This is a genomic window from Halococcus salsus, assembly GCF_009900715.1.
Taxonomy (GTDB): domain Archaea; phylum Halobacteriota; class Halobacteria; order Halobacteriales; family Halococcaceae; genus Halococcus; species Halococcus salsus.
Genome location: NZ_JAAAJC010000001.1, coordinates 1,330,991 through 1,348,110, shown reverse-complemented (window position 1 = coordinate 1,348,110; position 17,120 = coordinate 1,330,991). Strand labels below are relative to the sequence as shown.

General features: G+C 62.3%; 16 protein-coding genes. 10 read left to right on the top strand and 6 right to left on the bottom strand.

The genetic code is table 11. The features are described from left to right. Positions 1–58: 58 nt before the first annotated feature. Together GT355_RS06940 and tnpA are read right to left on the bottom strand one after the other, a co-directional pair. Entirely contained in the window at positions 59–1,297 is a 1,239-nt protein-coding gene (locus GT355_RS06940; RefSeq protein WP_160133927.1) for an RNA-guided endonuclease InsQ/TnpB family protein, read from the bottom strand. Further along, the gene (gene tnpA / locus GT355_RS06935) at positions 1,294–1,692 is read right to left on the bottom strand and encodes an IS200/IS605 family transposase (RefSeq protein ID WP_160133926.1); all 399 of its coding nucleotides are present in this window, start codon (positions 1,690–1,692) and stop codon (positions 1,294–1,296) included. The genes GT355_RS06940 and tnpA overlap by 4 nt, the downstream gene beginning before the upstream one ends. A 431-nt stretch (positions 1,693–2,123) precedes the next feature. On the opposite strand from tnpA, the gene GT355_RS06930 reads away from it, so the two are divergent. The 5 genes from GT355_RS06930 to GT355_RS06910 all read left to right on the top strand — a co-directional run bounded on the left by GT355_RS06930 (position 2,124) and on the right by GT355_RS06910 (position 7,408). Then, a complete protein-coding gene (locus GT355_RS06930) occupies positions 2,124–3,848 on the top strand; it encodes a BCCT family transporter (RefSeq protein ID WP_420825960.1) in 1,725 nt (574 codons plus the stop codon). A 574-nt stretch (positions 3,849–4,422) separates the two neighbouring features. Beyond that, entirely contained in the window at positions 4,423–5,661 is a 1,239-nt protein-coding gene (locus tag GT355_RS06925; protein WP_160133924.1) for a M20 family metallo-hydrolase, read from the top strand. 166 nt (positions 5,662–5,827) lie between these two features. Then, entirely contained in the window at positions 5,828–5,995 is a 168-nt protein-coding gene (locus GT355_RS06920) for a hypothetical protein (protein ID WP_160133923.1), read from the top strand. 177 nt (positions 5,996–6,172) lie between these two features. Next, positions 6,173–6,751 carry a CPBP family intramembrane glutamic endopeptidase gene (locus GT355_RS06915; RefSeq protein WP_160133922.1) on the top strand — a complete coding sequence of 193 codons (579 nt, stop codon included), beginning with the start codon at positions 6,173–6,175 and terminating at the stop codon, positions 6,749–6,751. Positions 6,752–6,871: 120 nt separating this feature from the next. Then, positions 6,872–7,408 (top strand): FxsA family protein, encoded by a 537-nt coding sequence (locus GT355_RS06910; protein ID WP_160133921.1) that lies wholly within the window; start codon positions 6,872–6,874, stop codon positions 7,406–7,408. A gap of 197 nt (positions 7,409–7,605) precedes the next feature. On the opposite strand, the gene GT355_RS06905 is transcribed toward GT355_RS06910, so the two are convergent. Next, positions 7,606–8,862, bottom strand: coding sequence for a cation:proton antiporter (locus tag GT355_RS06905; RefSeq protein ID WP_160133920.1), 1,257 nt, complete (start codon positions 8,860–8,862; stop codon positions 7,606–7,608). Between the two features lie 165 nt (positions 8,863–9,027). On the opposite strand from GT355_RS06905, the gene GT355_RS06900 reads away from it, so the two are divergent. Both GT355_RS06900 and GT355_RS06895 read left to right on the top strand, forming a co-directional pair. Beyond that, positions 9,028–9,552 carry a DUF8159 domain-containing protein gene (locus GT355_RS06900; protein WP_160133919.1) on the top strand — a complete coding sequence of 175 codons (525 nt, stop codon included), beginning with the start codon at positions 9,028–9,030 and terminating at the stop codon, positions 9,550–9,552. A 386-nt stretch (positions 9,553–9,938) separates the two neighbouring features. Further along, positions 9,939–11,003, top strand: coding sequence for an AI-2E family transporter (locus tag GT355_RS06895; protein ID WP_160133918.1), 1,065 nt, complete (start codon positions 9,939–9,941; stop codon positions 11,001–11,003). 117 nt (positions 11,004–11,120) lie between these two features. Here GT355_RS06895 and arcD read toward each other — a convergent pair whose 3' ends face one another. Further along, complete coding sequence (arcD, locus tag GT355_RS06890; RefSeq protein ID WP_160133917.1) at positions 11,121–12,572, bottom strand: arginine/ornithine antiporter ArcD; 1,452 nt, start codon at positions 12,570–12,572, stop codon at positions 11,121–11,123. A 522-nt stretch (positions 12,573–13,094) separates the two neighbouring features. Between arcD and GT355_RS06885 the strand changes: the two genes are divergently transcribed. Further along, entirely contained in the window at positions 13,095–14,492 is a 1,398-nt protein-coding gene (locus GT355_RS06885; protein WP_160133916.1) for a DUF402 domain-containing protein, read from the top strand. 28 nt (positions 14,493–14,520) lie between these two features. On the opposite strand, the gene GT355_RS06880 is transcribed toward GT355_RS06885, so the two are convergent. Next, a complete protein-coding gene (locus GT355_RS06880) occupies positions 14,521–15,177 on the bottom strand; it encodes a hypothetical protein (protein WP_160133915.1) in 657 nt (218 codons plus the stop codon). Here GT355_RS06880 and GT355_RS18220 point away from each other — a divergent pair. After that, a complete protein-coding gene (locus GT355_RS18220; RefSeq protein ID WP_240145744.1) occupies positions 15,170–15,877 on the top strand; it encodes a hypothetical protein in 708 nt (235 codons plus the stop codon). The genes GT355_RS06880 and GT355_RS18220 overlap by 8 nt on opposite strands. Before the next feature lie 168 nt (positions 15,878–16,045). Here GT355_RS18220 and GT355_RS06870 read toward each other — a convergent pair whose 3' ends face one another. Next, entirely contained in the window at positions 16,046–16,237 is a 192-nt protein-coding gene (locus tag GT355_RS06870) for a hypothetical protein (RefSeq protein ID WP_160133914.1), read from the bottom strand. Between the two features lie 146 nt (positions 16,238–16,383). Here GT355_RS06870 and GT355_RS06865 point away from each other — a divergent pair, with 146 nt between their 5' ends. Then, on the top strand, positions 16,384–17,115 hold the full coding sequence (locus tag GT355_RS06865) for an SDR family NAD(P)-dependent oxidoreductase (protein WP_160133913.1): 732 nt from the start codon (positions 16,384–16,386) through the stop codon (positions 17,113–17,115). Positions 17,116–17,120 lie beyond the last annotated feature (5 nt).

The window sequence follows — 17,120 nt, the reverse complement described above, 5'->3', positions numbered from 1 at the left end:
ATCGTCCCTGTTTTTCTAGACACGTAGCCAGCCGTTCCCATGTGACCTCCTCCCCACCCTACTCCGCCGCTGACGCGGCTTCGTTGAGGATGGGGCTTCCTGCTTCTACGACGGTGCGTGCAGACACCGAGGGAATTTCGGTGTCCGTAGCGGCTCCAGTCTCCACAGGCGTTGATTCGGGCTGGCCCATCCCTATATCCGATTTCTCAATAGCACGGTTCAGCACGTTGTGAGCGGCGTTCGCGTCACGGTCGCACTCGAATCCACAAGCAGGACACGAGTGTTGCCGAACCCATAGCGGTTTGTCAGTCGAAACGCCGCACTGAGAACACTCTTTGGTGGTCCCATGCGGTCGAACGTCCACAAAGTACGCACCTTCGCGCTCGCATTTGTATTCGAGCATCCGTAGAAAAGTTCCCCACGCGGCGGATGCTCGATTGCGAGAGTTCGACGGCAGCTCCATGAGTCCCTTCGCGTTCAGGGCTTCGACGGCCACGAAATCGTATTCCTTCGCGTACCACGTCGAGAGCTTGTGCAGAAAGTCCCGACGCTTCCGTTTCAGGTCGGCGTGACATTCGGCCACCTTCCGGCGTTGCTTGTGGTAATTGGCCGAACCGTGGTCCTTTCGTGAGAGCGCACGCTGTTCGCGCTCAAGCCGCTCACGTTCGTCCGACAGGTCAAGCGAACCCACCGAAAGACCGTCGGTGTCGTGGGTGTACTTGAGTATCCCCACGTCGATACCGACTGCCTTTTCGGGATTGTCAGGCTTCGGTGGCGCTTCGTCCTCGGTATCGAGACCGAGGACGGCGTACCACTCCCCCGTCGGTTCACGCTTGATGGATACCTGCTTCACCGTCGCGTTGTCGGGTATCTCGCGGTGGAGTACGATGGGAATGTCACCGATTTTCGAGAGCCACAACGTCGGCTGGCCGCTCTTGTTTTCGAGCTTGAAGCCAGTCTGATTGTAGGTCAACGAACGGTACTCCCGTGGCGGCTTCCACCGAAGATGTCCGACGCGGTATCCACGCTTCTTTCGTTCACGGAGCGTCGAGAGATTGTCGTACAACCGCTTGACGACCATCTGAAGCACTTTCGAGTGAACGTTCTTCAGACCACCCCACCGCTGTTTGAGGTCGGGGAGCGTCCCCTGCACCTCGTAGCGGGCGGGAATGTCGTCGCTCTCGTTCAGCACGTACAGGCAGTGGTTGTACAACTGTCGGCAGGTGTCGATGTGGCGACGGAGTTCGTTGGCCACGTCGTCGGGCGGTCGAATCCGATACCGATAGTTGTAGTTCATCGGCGCTGGTCCTCCACGTACTGTTTGAGGGCGTCGAGCGATACCTGTCCCGTTGAAAGCAGGCAGTACGAATCGGTCCAAAACGAGTCGCCCCACAGTTCGCGGTCAAGGTCGAACTCGTTTTTGATTCGCCGCGCTGACGACCCTTTGAGAGTGTTCACGAACCGAACGAGGTCCGTGGTCGGCTTCGCCTTGAAGAGCATATGAACGTGGTCGCGGTCGCCCTCGAAGTTCTTGATTTCGACGCCGTAGTTGTCGGCGAACCCTTCGACCACGCGCCGCATGAAGTCTGCCCGTTCGGGTGTGAAGGTGTTTTGCCTGTACTTCGTCACCAGTATCAGGTGATAGTGCAGGGCATACACCGAATGTGCTCCCGAATCGAGGTCGTACTCCATTTGGCTTATCTATATGGGGATACCCAATTGCATAATAGTTGCGCCGTCGCTCGAAATTCGGGCCAAGCGAAGCAGCCTACGGCTGTATCCCCTCCCTACTCGCTCGCTTCCGCACTGCGCTCGTTCCTTGAGGGAGGGAACTTGGCCTATTCCCATTTAAACACCGCCGGATATTGTCAGCAATTTTTATAACGTGCTGTGCGAACCGGGATCACGAGTATAATCATCAATCGATGCATCCCCACAACTAGGATACCTGGGGAGAAACCGAGGTTCTGAGCTGGGCAAGATGTTGTCATCAAACAAAGCAATGATACACAAATCGAGTTTTGGACACCCATCGTTCAAGGACAGGTCGCATCGAACAGGAAATAGAGCGTATCTGGAGCAGGAACGTGGCCGACGCTGAACGGGGCGAGACGAGCGGTGAGATGTCCGAGGGGCTCCAAGTGGAGCTCTTCCATCCCGATTCGGACCGCGAACCCGGCGACACCAACTATCAGGGCTTCGGCTTCGACGTTCATCCGGTGGTGTTCCCCGTCGCGCTGGCGGTCATCGTGGTGTTCGTGGCGGCGACGATACTGCTCGGCGGCCAGGCATCGGCGGCCTACGAGTGGCTCTTCAACGGGATCAACGCCTACTTCGGTTGGCTCTACATCCTGCTCGTCACCCTGTTCATCCTCGTCGTGGGGTACTTCGCGGTGAGCAAGTACGGCCAGATCCGGATCGGTGGCGTTGAGGCCGAACCCGAGTTCAGCCGGTTCTCGTGGATGGCGATGCTGTTCAGCGCCGGCATGGGGATCGGGCTGATGTTCTACAGCGTCGCCGAACCGATGTACTTCTTCGATGGGATCCCACCCTTCTTCGCGGGGAGCGCCCAGGCCGGTACCGCCGCTGCCGGGGGCCCCGCGCTCGCCCAGACCTTCTTCCACTGGGGGCTCCACCCGTGGGGGATCTACGCGCTCGTGGGGCTCGGCCTCGCGTTCTTCTCGTTCAATCGGGGGCTGCCACTCACGTTTCGGTCGATCTTCTGGCCGGTGCTGGGCGAGCGGATCTACGGCTGGCCGGGTCACGTCATCGACCTTCTCTCGGTGTTCGCGACCCTCTTCGGGCTCTCGACCTCGCTCGGGCTGGGCGTCGCCCAAGTGAACCAGGGGCTCGACGTCGTGGCGGGGTCGCTGTTCGGTGCCGGCGTGCCGACCGGGACCACCTCACAGATCGTGCTCATCGCCGTGATAACGCTGATCGCGACCGCGTCGGTCGCCGCCGGGCTCGACGACGGTGTCAGACGCCTGAGCACGGTCAACCTCTATCTCATGCTCCTCATGCTGGGTTTCCTCATCGTCGTCGGGCCGACGCTCTACATCTTCAAGGGGCTCGTCAACGGTCTCGGTACCTACTTCGTCAACCTACCTGGATTGAGCCTCTACACAGGAGCGTTCGCGGGCCAGTCCGCACAGGACTTCCTTGGGTCGTGGACGATCTTCTACTGGGGCTGGTGGATCTCCTGGTCGCCGTTCGTGGGGATGTTCATCGCGCGGATCTCGAAGGGGCGGACGGTCCGTGAGTTCGTCGCCGGGGTGCTCGTGTTGCCCTCGCTGTTCTCGTTCCTCTGGCTCTCGGCGTTCGGCGGGAGCGCGCTGTTCGCCCAACTCGGTGGCGGCGGCATCCTGGCCGCGCTCTCGAACCAGGGGCAGGCCATCGCGATGTTCTCGATGCTCTCCCAGTACCCGTTCGGGGCGGCCGCATCGGTTCTCGCCACGCTCCTTGTGGTCACCTTCTTCGTCACGTCCTCGGATTCGGGTTCGTTGGTCATCGACCACCTCACCTCCGGCGGGAAGCACGACGTCCCGAAGGTACAGCGGATCTTCTGGGCGCTCACCGAGGGGCTCGTCGCGGCGGTGTTGCTCTACGCCGGCGGTCTCGGTGCGCTCCAGACCGCCGCGGTCACGACCGGGCTTCCGTTCGCCGTGGTCCTCCTCGTGATGTGCTATACGGTTTATCTCGGGCTCAAGAACGAGTACGAGATCCTCGAATCGGAGGCGTTCCGGGACTACATCGAGGAGATCCGCGACGACGAGGACATAGCCGTGACCTCCTCCGGTGACGACGTCGTCACCGACGTCTCGGACGAGAGCGCGACGACCGACGATTGAGAGGGGGTTCGATGGTCCTTCGCTCGGCTCACGTCGGATCGCCGATTCGACCGGCTTCGAACGTGACGCGAGTGCCGACAGAAGATTGACATCCTCCACGCCGTGAACGACGTGGAATCCCACGCCCACACCGCACCGCACCGCACCGCGCTGGTTTGGGAGTTTCAGGTTCGCGGGTGGACCGTCCTTGTCGGGGATTGAACCCATCGCGGAGCGGACAACCGCTGGCTGTGCCAAGCAGCCGTTATCCTTATCCTCGGAACGTCCGTCCCCGGCGTTTCCGTCGGGCTTCGGAGCGTTCGTCGGCGGATTCGGGAGTACCTTTTTGACCGGCCCACGGAACTCCCGGCGAAGGTCGTTCGCCGTGTTCGGTGGGTTGTCGGATACTGTCTTATTGGGTGGCGGATGGACCGCCTCCGATACCTCTACATTGGGCGGTCAAAGGGTTAAGCGGTCGGTGTGCGGACTGAAAGTGAAAGAGAGCTTACGGCGCTGTATCCACAGCCTGGAGACTGTGGTATTAGCGCCTGCTGAAACAGTAGCGTATAATACCCCAAGCGGCTGAAGGTTCCACATGAACGTCGATGGCGAACGTCTCCGGGAGGATATCGAGGCGAACGCGTCCTTCGGGGGGATTGACGTCGAAGAAGGGCAGGGCCGAACCGTGTTCGCGGGGACCGAGCCGAACCGACGAGCGCGCGATCGGTTCGTCGAGCGGTTGGAGCAAGCCGGCCTCGACGTCCGCGTCGACCCGGTCGGCAACATCGCCGGGCGCTGGTCACCACCCGGTGCCGACGGGAAACCGATCGCGACGGGGAGCCATCTCGACTCGGTACCGGAAGGTGGTATCTTCGATGGACCACTGGGCGTCTACGGAGCGCTCGAAGCCGTTCGAACGATACAGAACGCGGAAATCGAACCGACCCATCCCCTCGAAGTCGTCTGTTTCACCGAAGAGGAGGGTCAGCGGTTCGCCGGGGGAACGCTGGGGTCGTCGGTCGCTGCCGGGAGCCGATCGGTGGAGAGCGCGCTCCAACTGACCGACGACACCGGTATCACGCTCGAGACGGCACTCTCGGAGATAGGCTACAACGGTACCGACCGAGTCGATGCGGCGGCGTGGGACGCGTGGGTCGAACTTCACATCGAGCAGGGCGAGCGCCTCGAAACGGCGGACGTTCCGGTCGGCGTCGTTACCACGATCACCGGCATAACCCACTGCGAGGTGACCATCGATGGCGAGGCGAACCACGCTGGGACGACCGCGATGGACGAGCGAGCCGACGCCTTGAGCGCCGCCGGGGAGTTCATCGTCGAGTTCGAGCGGATCGCCCGGGAGCGGAGTTCGGCGGAGGGTACCGCGGTCGGAACGGTCGGAACGATAAACGCCGAACCGAACGCGACGAACATCGTTCCCGGGCGGGTCGAGATGAGCCTCGACATCCGTAGCATCGAGTACGATTCGATCGACGAGATGGTCGACCGGGCCCGACGAAGCCTCGATCGGATCGCCACCGAGCGAAGCGTCACCACGGGGTTCGAGCGCGAGTTCGACGTTCGGCCGGTGTCGATGGACGAGCGGTGTCGCGAGGTCGCCCACTCGGCGTGTGAAGCGGCGGGGATAGAGACGTTGGAGATGCACTCCGGGGCCTTCCACGACACGATGCACGTCGCGAGCGTAACCGATGGGGGGCTGTTGTTCGCGCCCTCCCGAGACGGGGTCTCACACAGTCCCCGGGAGTGGACGGACTGGAACGATTGCTCGGTAGCAACGCAGGCACTCGCGGAGACGTTGGTCTCCCTCGCGACGTGACGAGCGATTCCGAGTCGGTGCCGTGCTCGACGTCGGTTCGAACTCGTAAGAGGACGATCAGCCCCGCCACTCGAACTCCCCTTCGCTAGCAGCGTGCATCGCACTCAGCACGACAGCAGCGGACTGAAAGCAAGCTCTATAGGTGAGACGACGTAGCCTTCAGGATATGTCAGCGAAGGCCGTCCAGCGTGCGGGAACGATGGTTGCGGGAACGCTCCTCGGAATGCAGTTCACACTGGTCGGGCTCTTGGGCACGAGCGGCGACACCTTCGTGGTACTCGTGGGTATCAGCGTCAGCATCTTGGCGATACTCCTGTCTCGTCTGGTGGGTTGAAGCGGTACAGCCCGCCAAGGCACTCACTTGCGGGCGAAACAGCACTCACCTCGCGAAACGACGGCGGTGAACGGCCAGTACGCTATCGTCGGCGGTAACTGCGTTGTGACGATCGGATAGCAACGTACTTACTCCATAGCGGTAACCCCACCACACAGGGTACCCCGTTTTCGAACGATGAATATTCCCCTTGCACCGGTCCTGTTTGGCCTGCTTCCGCTTGGACATCTCCTTCGTCGATGGCGAAACGGCGACGCGGGGAAAGCGCTTGACGAACTCGGGTTGCGGGTTTGTTCGCGGCAGTATCTCGGGTGGAGTCTTGGACTACTGGTCCCGTTCACCGTGCTGTTCTGGGGAGCCGTGCAGTTCGTACCGCCAGCGGTCATACGAGACCCCAACGTGAGTGTTGCTCTGTCGAGCACCACACATCTGAGTCTGGCCGCGGTCTCGTCTACCGTGTTGTATCAAGTCGTTCTCGTGACCTTCCCCGAAGAACTGTTCTTCAGAGGATACCTCGGTGGGTTCCTGCTGCGCCGTTATCGGTTCGTGGTTGGAAACACCGTGCAAGCCCTCGTCTTTGGTTTGTTTCATTCGCCGCTCGTGCTGGTCGACCGGCGTCTTGGAGCGCTCGTCGTGGTTCAGGTACTCGTCGGCTGGCTTCTCGGCTGGCTTCGTTACCGCTCGGAGAGCATCCTCCCCGGTTGGGTGATGCATGCCCTCTCGAACGTCCTTCTTCCCGTCCTGACCGGATTGTAAGAGGAGATCGGGATCACCACCGAAAGCGAGGTTAGTCGTGACCGCTCTCGTAGCACCCATCACGACGACCGGTTCGGCGGTAGGGGCAATCGTTTTCCACGCCTGGTATCTACACCGGGTATGTTTGGCCGGTTGCTGCTTGTGGCTCTCATACTCGCGTTGGCCGACGCGTTCGTTCTGCTCATCGTGGCGGGGCAGATCGGCGCGCTCCTGACCATCGGTCTCGTCGTGCTGACCGCCCTCGTCGGGTCGTTGCTGGTGCGCAGCGAGGGCCGCGCCACGCTCCAGCGGCTCCAACGACGGCTCCAGAACTTCGAGGCCCCGACCGACGAGCTCCTGGACGGTGTGCTCATCATCCTCGGCGGCGGCTTCCTCATCACGCCGGGGCTGTTGACCGACCTCACCGGGTTCCTGTTCGTGATTCCCTTCACGCGTGCTCCCCTGCGGGTTGCGCTCAAACGCTGGGTGATCACCCCGTCCGTCCGCGAGAAACTCCGGGATGGCTCCCTCAACGTCCAGGTCGGCGGCACCCTCGGCAACACACGGAGTGACACCGGTTTCGAGGGACAGGGTCGGACCCGAGAGACCACCACGGACGAGAGTTACTACGACCTCGACGAGGATATGTACGACGTCGAGGACGAGCGGAGTTCCTGACTTCGGCCTCAGTAACGAGACGAGAGCGACCCGTCCTCCTCGAAGGACGTCCGAGAAGTCGTTGTCGTTCTTTCTTCAGGTGAGGCGGTCACGTTCGAGTTGTACTCGTTCGGTCCGACCAGTAGCGTAGTCGTCGGGTGATACCCTCCGTCACCGACACGCAGCGCAACCCTGCTGGAAAGGGCCGAGATGGCTCGTCACTCGGATTCGACCAGGGACATGACCGGTGTCGCGCTGATCCCGTGGACGACGACCGAGATGAGGACGATCACGCCGACGAGGGCCCAGAGCATGTCGGCATCCGGGAACACCCCGTGGTTCAGCCCGTACGAGAGGTAATAGAAGGACCCGAGACCACGGATGCCGAAGAAGGCTATCGCGGCCGTCTCCGCTCGGTCGTGTCCGGAGCCGAGCAACCCGACGAAGCCGGCGAGCGGTCTGAGGACGAAAACGATCACGAGGGCGACCACGATCGCCTCGGTCGTCAACGGTTCAAGGAGGCCGCCGACGAGTGCCCCGCCGAACAGCACCATGATGAGGGCCATCACCGCCTGTTCGGTGAACTCCGTGACGTCGTGGAGGGAGTCGTTGTACTCGTGGGTTCGCTCGTAGTTCCGGACCATCGTCGCGGCGACGAACACCGCGATGAACCCGTATCCACCCACGACCTCCGTCGCCCCGTAGGCGATGAGCGTGCCCGCGAGCGCTTCGATCCCCTGAACGGAATTGGCGACCTGGGTCTCCGGAACGGTGATGAAGATGATCCGGGCCAGTATCCACCCGAGGACGATGCCGGCGAGCGTTCCGACGGCGATCTTGTAGACCACGTCGACCAGCAACCACTCGCCCAGCCAGTTGCTCGGGGCGAGACCGACCAGCGCGAGCGCGATGGCCAGATTGGTGAACGGGAAGGCCAGTCCATCGTTCAGTCCTGCCTCCGTCGAGAGCGCAAAACGGACCTCCTTCTCGTGATCCTCCGGTCGGTCGTGGTCCTCGGCGAATCCCTTTCCCGGTTCGCCCACTTGTGCTTCCGACGCCAACACCGGATCGGTCGGTGCGATGACCGCCCCCAGAAGCACTGCGGTCGGGACCACCAATCCGAGCGTCCACCAGCCCAACAGCGCGGCACCGGCGATCGAGAGCGGCATCGTGACCGCGAGGAGTCGCCACACCACCGACCACTCGGCGATCCCGGGTCGGCGGTCGATCTTCAGACCGAGCGCCATCAAAGCGATGATGACGCCGAACTCGGCGAGGTGCTCGGCGCTCTCGCCCTGTTCGAGCGGGTCGGGCACGAACGGCACGAACGGAAGCGAGAAGAGGACGACCCCGAACCCGACGAAGAAGATCGGCATCGAGACCGCCCGATCGCCGATGAAACGAGGCAGGACGCCGACACCGAGCAACGTGAGACCGACCGCGACCAGCCCAACAGTGTAGAGTTCTACGACCACTCTTCACGAATCGAGAGGAGGTTGAAAAAGCGTGACCCCGGAGAGTGCCAGTCGAACATCTATAGTCGGTGAATCCGCAGACACAGTATGGAAGGCTCGCGATCGTCGGACGGTATACGACCGGCTTCCCGGCGAGCGCTGCTTCGGTGGGGGGCCGTTCTCGGTGTGTCGGCCCTCGCCGGCTGTACCGAGGAGATCGGTCGTGAGTTCCCGTCGAACGAGAAGGTCCCGCTCTCCGAAGTCGTTCCGGAGGTCCCCGTCAAGAAGCGGACGACGGTGCTCGAGACCGGCATCACCGAACTCGCCGGCGAAGATCTCACCACCAACGATGAGTTCACGGCGGAAATCGAAGCGGCGGGTATCGAGGTCGGTTCATTTAGTGAGCGATACGACGTACTGAAATTAGAATACAGAAACCAGACACGTCGAAACAGGGGTGTCCTTCACGAACTCGGACTGGTCGCCGGGGCGTACGCGGCACTCGTCTCGGCGGATCGAACCACGACAGCGCTCGACGTCACGATCACCAACGCACGGTCCTCGACGGTCGGTTTCGTCGAGATCTCGAGTGAGTACGCAGCGCGGTACAATGCCGGTGAGTACTCGGCTGCGGAGTACGGGGAACTCGTGGCAAGTTCGATCACATCGAAACGTGATTCTCCGAAGGTCAAACCCGCCCCGAGCTCCTGAGTCGAGTAGCTCGCCGAGGATCGCTTCGGTGGGTACTGCCACTATCGGTTCACCGACCCAACCGAGACCGAGCGAGGAAAGCCTAATGCCGAGCTGATTCATCGCGAGATACCCCCATGTTTTCGTGGTCTCCCGTACGAAGCCTGCACCTGGTGTCCCGCGGTCGACCACTACACTCGTATTCTCCTTCGTGGTGGTTGTAGGAGCCGACTGCCCTCAGCACCAACCCGGAGTGCACAGGTCCCGACTATCCGTCTCGGTACGATAGCGTCAATAAAAAATACTCATCTCTCGATTGATTCGGAGCGGAGACGAAGCTCCGACCGGACTGCGGCCCGTTTTCGGGGTATCTGATCGCTTATGGACATTCCAATCGTGCGAGGCACATGTCCACCGAACAACGGGTGCTCCTCGTCGCGATCGCTCTTTCCGGCGCGCTGGCCACGCTCATGGTTCTTCCCTACGAGCAGTATCTGTTGCTTGCGGTTCTCCTCGCGTATTTGCTCCATCCGCTTCAGCGTCGCCTCCGGCGCTCCGTCGGGCCACGGGTCTCGGCAGGCCTCCTCATTGTCGGTGTGTTCCTCGCGGTGGTCGTTCCGCTCGGGGTGTTCGCTCGGGTCGCCGTCCGGCAAGCGATATCGATCCTCACGGCCATCAACCGCGGGGATGTCGGCGTGGGGGCGCTCGAGAACTTCCTGGGTCAGCAAGTCGGTGTCTCGGTCGATCTCCGACAGCTACTGTTGCGGTCCGGTCTCGACGCCTCGACCGCACTCGGCGGCTCCAGTGGGGGAAACACCACGGCGCTCCTCAACAACGCGACACGAGTCGTCAGCAATCTCGTGAGCGTCTTTGGAAGGGTGACGGACATCGGCATCGGTCTCATGGTTCTCCTGTTCGTTCTCTACTACCTGCTTTTGGATGGTTCGGCCCTGGTGTCGTGGCTACGGGCCGTTTCGCCGCTCCGGGTATCGACGTTCGACCGGCTCTATGACTGGATCGACCGGCTCATGTACGCGGTGCTGTTCGGGAACCTCCTGGTCGGTATCGTCCAAGGCGTGCTCATCGGAATCGGCTTCGCCGTCCTCGGGGTCCCGAACGCGATCTTCTGGACGGTGGTGACGGCCGTACTGTCGCTGTTGCCGGTTATCGGTGCGTTCATCGTCTGGATCCCCGCCGTCGGGTACCTCTTCGTGGTCGATCGACCTGTGATCGCCGTGGTGTTGTTCGCCTACGGCACGCTCGTCGTGAGCCTCTCCGACAACTATCTGCGCCCGGTTATCGGGGGACGCGAAGCACAACTCAATCCCGGCGTGTTCATCGTCGGGATCTTCGGGGGCCTCGCGGTGTTCGGGTTCATGGGCGTCTTCTTCGGTCCGGTCGTCCTCGGCCTCCTCATCGTTCTCATCGAGATCTTCGCCGAGTACCGGGACCCGGTCGGTCCGGCGGGATGATTTCTCTACCGCTGGATGCAGGCTCATCCACCTTCAAGAAGCCATCGTCAGGTGTTGTGTCCCGAAACACCTCATGCGCCGCCGAGGAGGGTCCCGTAGCGTACGATACCGAGTTCCTCAATCGTTCGCTGTTGGGACGGTGTCGAGCGATTCGCCGTCTTCGGTCGCTATCCCACGCCCGGTTATCGCCATCACGAAGAGGATGAGCGGCGAGAGATAGCCGAAGAAGTAGTACGGCGCGTACTGGAGCGTCGCCACACCGAGTACGCTCGCCATGTATACACCACCGGCGTGCCACGGGATCAGCGCGCCGGTCGGCGTGCCGGCGGACTCGATGGCTTGTGAGAGTGCCGAACTGTCGAGTCCGTACTCCGTGTAGAGATTTCGGAGGCTCATGCCGGGCACGGCGATGCTCATGTACTGTTGGGCCGAGAAGAGATTCACGACGATAGCCGAGACACCAGTGGCGGCGACGAGGCTGCTTGCGCCCCGAATCGAACGTTCGAGCGAACGTGCGAGTACCGCGAGGATGCCAGTTCGTTCTAGAAGTCCGCCGAGCGAGAGTGCGGCGACCACGACGGCGACCGTCCACGCGGAACCGGTGAGTCCCCCGCTCGCGAGCAACGAGTTCACCGCTTCGCTCCCCGTCTCGGGGGTCGTGCCGTTCAGGAACACCTCCCACGCAGCAGTAAACGATGGCTCTTGAAGCAGGATAGTCGTTCCAACCCCCGCGAAAACACCGGCGATGAGCGACGAGAGCGCCGGATAGCCGTACAACGCGAACCCGAACGTCACGAGCAGCGGGAAGAACACGAGCACCGAGAGGTCGTACGTACCGACGAGCGTCCCTCGAATTTCGTCGACGCGTCCAGCCGGGATGGTCCCGGTCGTCCGCAGCCCGAGGTAGGCGAAGATGACGACCGAGACCCCGAGGGCGAGGGCTGTCCCGAGGCGCATCGCTCGAATGTGGTCGTAGAGGTCGGTGTTCGTCACGCCCGCCGCGAGGTTCGTCGTGTCCGAGAGGGGTGACTGCTTGTCGCCTGCGTACGCCCCAGAGAGAATGGCTCCCGCGGTCATCGGCGCTGGGATCCCGAGTCCGGAACCGATGCCGACGAAGGCGATACCGAGCGTGCCCGCAGTCGTCCACGAGGACCCGATAGAGAACGCAACGACAGCCGAGAGGAGGACCGTCGTCGGGAGGAACACGGTCGGCGTGAGTACCGAGAGCCCGTAGTACATCATCCCCGGAATCGTCCCCGCGCTCACCCAGGTGGCGATGAGGGCGTAGATGACGAGAATGATCAGGACCGCCTGCAGTCCCATCTCAAGACTGTCCTCGACACCGTCGTAAAGCTCCTCGAACGAAAGGTCCATCCAGTACCGACCGACCAACCCGGTCAGAACGATGCTCCAGAGCAGTGGTCCGTGTGGGGCGAGCCCCAGTATACCGGAGCCGACGCCGAGGAAGATGACGATACCGAGCAGTGGAGCGAGTGCCTGGAGGACCGACGGCTGCTGTCCGCCGAAACGGGACCCATCAGTCGGGAAGTCTGCGTCGAACGAACCCATCTACGCCGAACACAATTACTGAAGAGCATTAAACGGCACGGTAATATTCTCTTCGGGCATCACACTCGATCACCATGGATCCGTTCCGCTCCACCGGCTCGACTCGGTTGAAAGGCGAACCGGACGACGTATCGACTTGCGTCGCTTCCAGCATGGAGTGTATGGTCTCGATCTGGAAGCGGCTCTCCAAGGGACTCCGCCGTGTTTTCGAGTTCGAATCGCGTTCTTTGCGTCACCTGCGATCGCTCCCGCTCTTCCTCGCTGCGCTCATCGTCGTAGCGCTGCGGTCGTGATTCGGCGCTACGCACTCTGGACAAGCCGGAATCGCCGACTACGGGTGCGAGTCGAACCGTTTTCTTCGAATTCAACCTTCGGTCCATGCTGCTCGGTCGCCCAATCGAAACGTTGCTGGGGACGAGGCGGCTCCACACCACATATGAGTGAAGACGAAGCTCCCACGGTTCTCGAAAACCGGTTCCCCGATAGGCCCCCTCATCAGCGTGTTAGCGTGTCCGACGCGCTATGAAGGCTCGAATTCGTGGCATCTACGCCACTGCACTGACCCACCTCTTCCGCGAGGCCGGTCACACGGTCGTGCAGGCATCCCCCACTATCCAGGAGCGCTTCGACGGTGGGTTCGCCGTCGAGGGATCCGACGTCACGATCGAGACGACCGATGACCGACAGGGCATCGGCATCCACGGTGACTCCACGGCGGTGAACGCCGCAGCGACCCATCTCGCTAGCCTCGAAACGGATACCTTCAGCTGGTTCGTGGAGATGCCGCGTGAGGCGGTGTTCACGGGGCAGGTCACCGAGACGGTCAAGGGCGGTGCTGTTGTGGACTGTGGCAGTCGTTCGGGATTCCTTCCGGATTCGAACACGGACCACCAGATCGAGGAGGACGACCGACTCAGCGTGCAGGTCGTCGACCCTGTGCCGCCGTGGAGCGACGACCGTCCAGTGCTCGATACGCACCTCGAAGCGGGTGGCCGTTTGGTCCAACTCGTGCACGATGGGTCCGGAGAGACGTCGGCACGACCGGGTATGGCCGCGGATCTCACTGACCTCCTCCCGAACGATCCACCGGACGGTTGGCGAGCACGCTGGATGGACGCGAGCGACGACGCGGAGTTCGCCGCGCTTTCGGACGCCCTCGCGTCCGCGAGCGACCGAGCCACGGCTATCGATGCGGCGCTCTCCGACGCACCCGAGAGTCAGGACGAACCCGGCGTCGTCTGGAACGAGTGCGCGACGACCTGGATCTGGTTCGGCCGTGCGTCGCGCTTTGCGCTCGACGACGCTCGCCGGGCCGTCTGCCCGACGATGGCCGGCCACCACCGTATCAAAGCCGGGAGTACGGACGCGAGCGCTGCTGTCGAACTCGTAGAGGCGGTGTGCGATCTGGACGACAGCGCGGAATCCGAGTTTCCGTTCGCGACGATCGCCCGGCAGTTCGGGCCGGACGAGGACGACGACGTGAAGATCGTCCACGGGAAGCCGGATGGCCGTCGAATCACGTTGGGTGAGGGCCTCGTGACCGACCGCGACGAGTCGAGTGTCACCGTTCGGCGGGAGATGACGCCTGGGGGAACCTACGATGCACTGGGAACCGAGCGCCGTGCTGGCGATACAGCGACGACGAAGTTCACCGAGGGGAAGTGGTGGTATCCGACCGTCTATCGGGATGCGAATGGAGAGCGTCGAGGGACCTACGTCAACATCTGTACGCCGGTCGAGGTCTTCCCGACCGCCGCTCGCTACGTCGACCTCCACGTGGACGTCGTGAAGCACGCCGACGGCCGGATCGAGCGTGTGGACGATGCCGAGCTCGACAGTGCTGTTTCGGCGGGCCACGTTTCCGAGCCGCTCGCGGAGACGGCTCGCGAGGTCGCGACCACGATCGAGAACGCGCTCTGACCCTCGATTGGAAGCTATCGAGTGGCCCCTATTCGTACGAGGGCTCTATCGTCTCCCCCGGTTGGACGGTGGCCCACACCTCGCCGTTTTGGGAGACTTTCAGCGTTGCCGACCCCTCGTTTTCGATGCTGTAGAGTGTACCGTCAGTCGAGTACGTATCGACGCCACCAGCGCCGACGAACCCGTACGCCCCTGACACCCTCCCCGTGTAATCGGGGTTCTCGGCCGTGGTTCCCGGGTTCGCCTCGCTTTCGTAGTAGAACGGCATCGTGCCAGCTTCTCCAGCCATGAGCGTGTAGTTCGAGGCCCCATCGCCGACCGCCTCGACCGTGATGAAGTTCTCACCGTTCGACGGGGCGTCGGGGTCGACGCGCTCGCCGTCCGTTCCTTGGCCCGGTTCGACCGTCTCGTACAGCTCGCCGTTCAGGTACACTTCGAGCGGGACGTCACCGTCGTTGACGAAGCCGAGGGAAGGGTCGCCCGCGATGGTCGGTCTGTACTGGTAGCTATCGACCCCGTTGTCCCCGACGAACCCTTCGGCGTAGTAGGGGTCGTCGAGGACCACTCGGTCCTCGTAACTGGCCGAGTCATCGGTATCGGCTTCCGCCCCCAGCTCGATGTCCGGGCCAGTACCCCCGTACATTCGGTAGTACGAGCCACCCGACCCATCCGCGACGATGGTCACGTTGTACCAGCCTTCGCGGGACGAGTCCGTCTCCGCTGCCGTCTCCATCCGTGTCGGGGTCGGCGTCGGTGTCGACGTTGGCGTCGCTGTTTCAGTTGGTGTCGGAGTCGGCGTTGCCGTTTCAGTTGCTGTTTGGGTCGGTGTCGGGGTTGCTGTTTGGGTCGGTGTTGCTGTTTGTGTCAGTATTGGTGTCGCCGTTTCGGTCGGTGTCGGTGTTGCTGTTTGGGTCGGTGTCGGTGTTTCGGTGGGGGTTGGCGTTGCCGTCTCAGTTGGGGTCGCCGTATCCGTCGACGTCGCCGTTTCGGTTGTCGGAAGGGCCGTGTCCGTTTCCGTCTCGGTCGATGGAGGTGTGAGCGCCGACGTACCGTTCGGCGCCGGAGTTGCCGTGCTGATCGACGTCGACGTGGAAGTGGACGTTGCTACTGATGTCGAGGGTGGTGTCCCCGTAGTGGAAGCCGTGGAGCCAGTCGACACCGTACTCGTGTTGTTCGTCGCCGGGACCGCCGTCGAGGTGTCCTCGGGTGCCTGGGAGAGGAAGCTACAGCCGGCCAGCAGCATCGACGCGACCACCAGAACGACGAGCAGAGAGCGGGGGTTCACACTCAACTCACCCGTTGCTGGAGGTCGTGCTGGGTGTCGACCGGGCGACCGTTCTCGTGGCTGTGGGATTCGGGACGTGAACCATTTGCTTCCGCATTGACCCCACCTCGTATTAGCAGTTGGGACCGGGATCCGAACGGACGAGGAACTCGCGGGACCGACTATCGATTCGAGGGTCTCGGCCGTCGTAGACTGCTCTTCGGCGAGCACAGTTGCAGAGCGGTTCTCGGGGTGAGTCGTCTCCGTCGTGGAGGTGGTGAGAACGGGATCAGCCGGATCCTGCTTCGTTTCTCGTCGGTGCGACCGCCTCCGACCCGCAGTTCGGGCAGCGCTCCCTGTTCGTCGCGAACCGCGCCTCACACGCTTTGCACTCGTAGTCCGCGTTCTCCTCCATCCCCCCGTCCATGTTCCGTTTGAACCGCTCGGCCTGACGACCGAGCTTTCTGAACACGTCCCTCATCGCTTCCGAGAGGCGGCGGAGTGTGATAACCGTTCGCCGACGATGAACGGGAACCACGCCTGATCGGTCCGCTTTTTTCTTCTAACCGATCCGCCGGAGAGCGATCGCGAATCGCTTAACCATCGGGTAGTACAATGGGATGTTAGATGGCTGTACTCATCACCGGTGCAAGCCGTGGTATCGGACGCTCGATAGCGTGTTCACTCGCGCCGGACCACGACATCGCGGTCAACTATCGGACCGCCGAAGATGCCGCTGCTGACGTCGTCGACGACATCGAAAGCGATGGAGGAGACGCGATCGCAGTGAGGGCCGACGTCGGCGACTCGGCGGACGTCGAATCCATGGTCGCGACCGTCGTCGATGAGTTCGGTGAACTCGACGCGGTCGTCAACAACGCCGGTATCGTCGACCCGGACCTCGCAACCGACATCGACGACGAGCAGTGGAACCGTGTCCTCGAAACGAACCTCTCGGGGGCGTTCTACGTTGCACGGGCCGCGATCCCACACCTCGAGCCCGACGGGGACATCGTGTTTCTCTCCAGCATCGGGGGCACCGGTGGGACGGTCGACGCGAGCTATGCAGCGAGCAAGGCCGGTCTGCACGGTCTCACCCGGTCGTTGGCTCGCGAATACGGTGGAGACGGCCTCCAAGTCAACGCCGTCGCACCTGGCCCCGTCGAAACCAGTCTCAACGATGCCATCCTGGAGCATCTAGAGGCGATAGAATTCCGTGGGCACGAGAACCTCGACACCCATCTCCCTCAGTATGCGTGCAAACCGGAAGACGTCGCTCACACCGTCAGGTACGTACTGGAGAACGAGTACCTCCAAGGCGAGATACTCAACGTCAACGGTGGAACGCAGTTTCGGTGACGGTC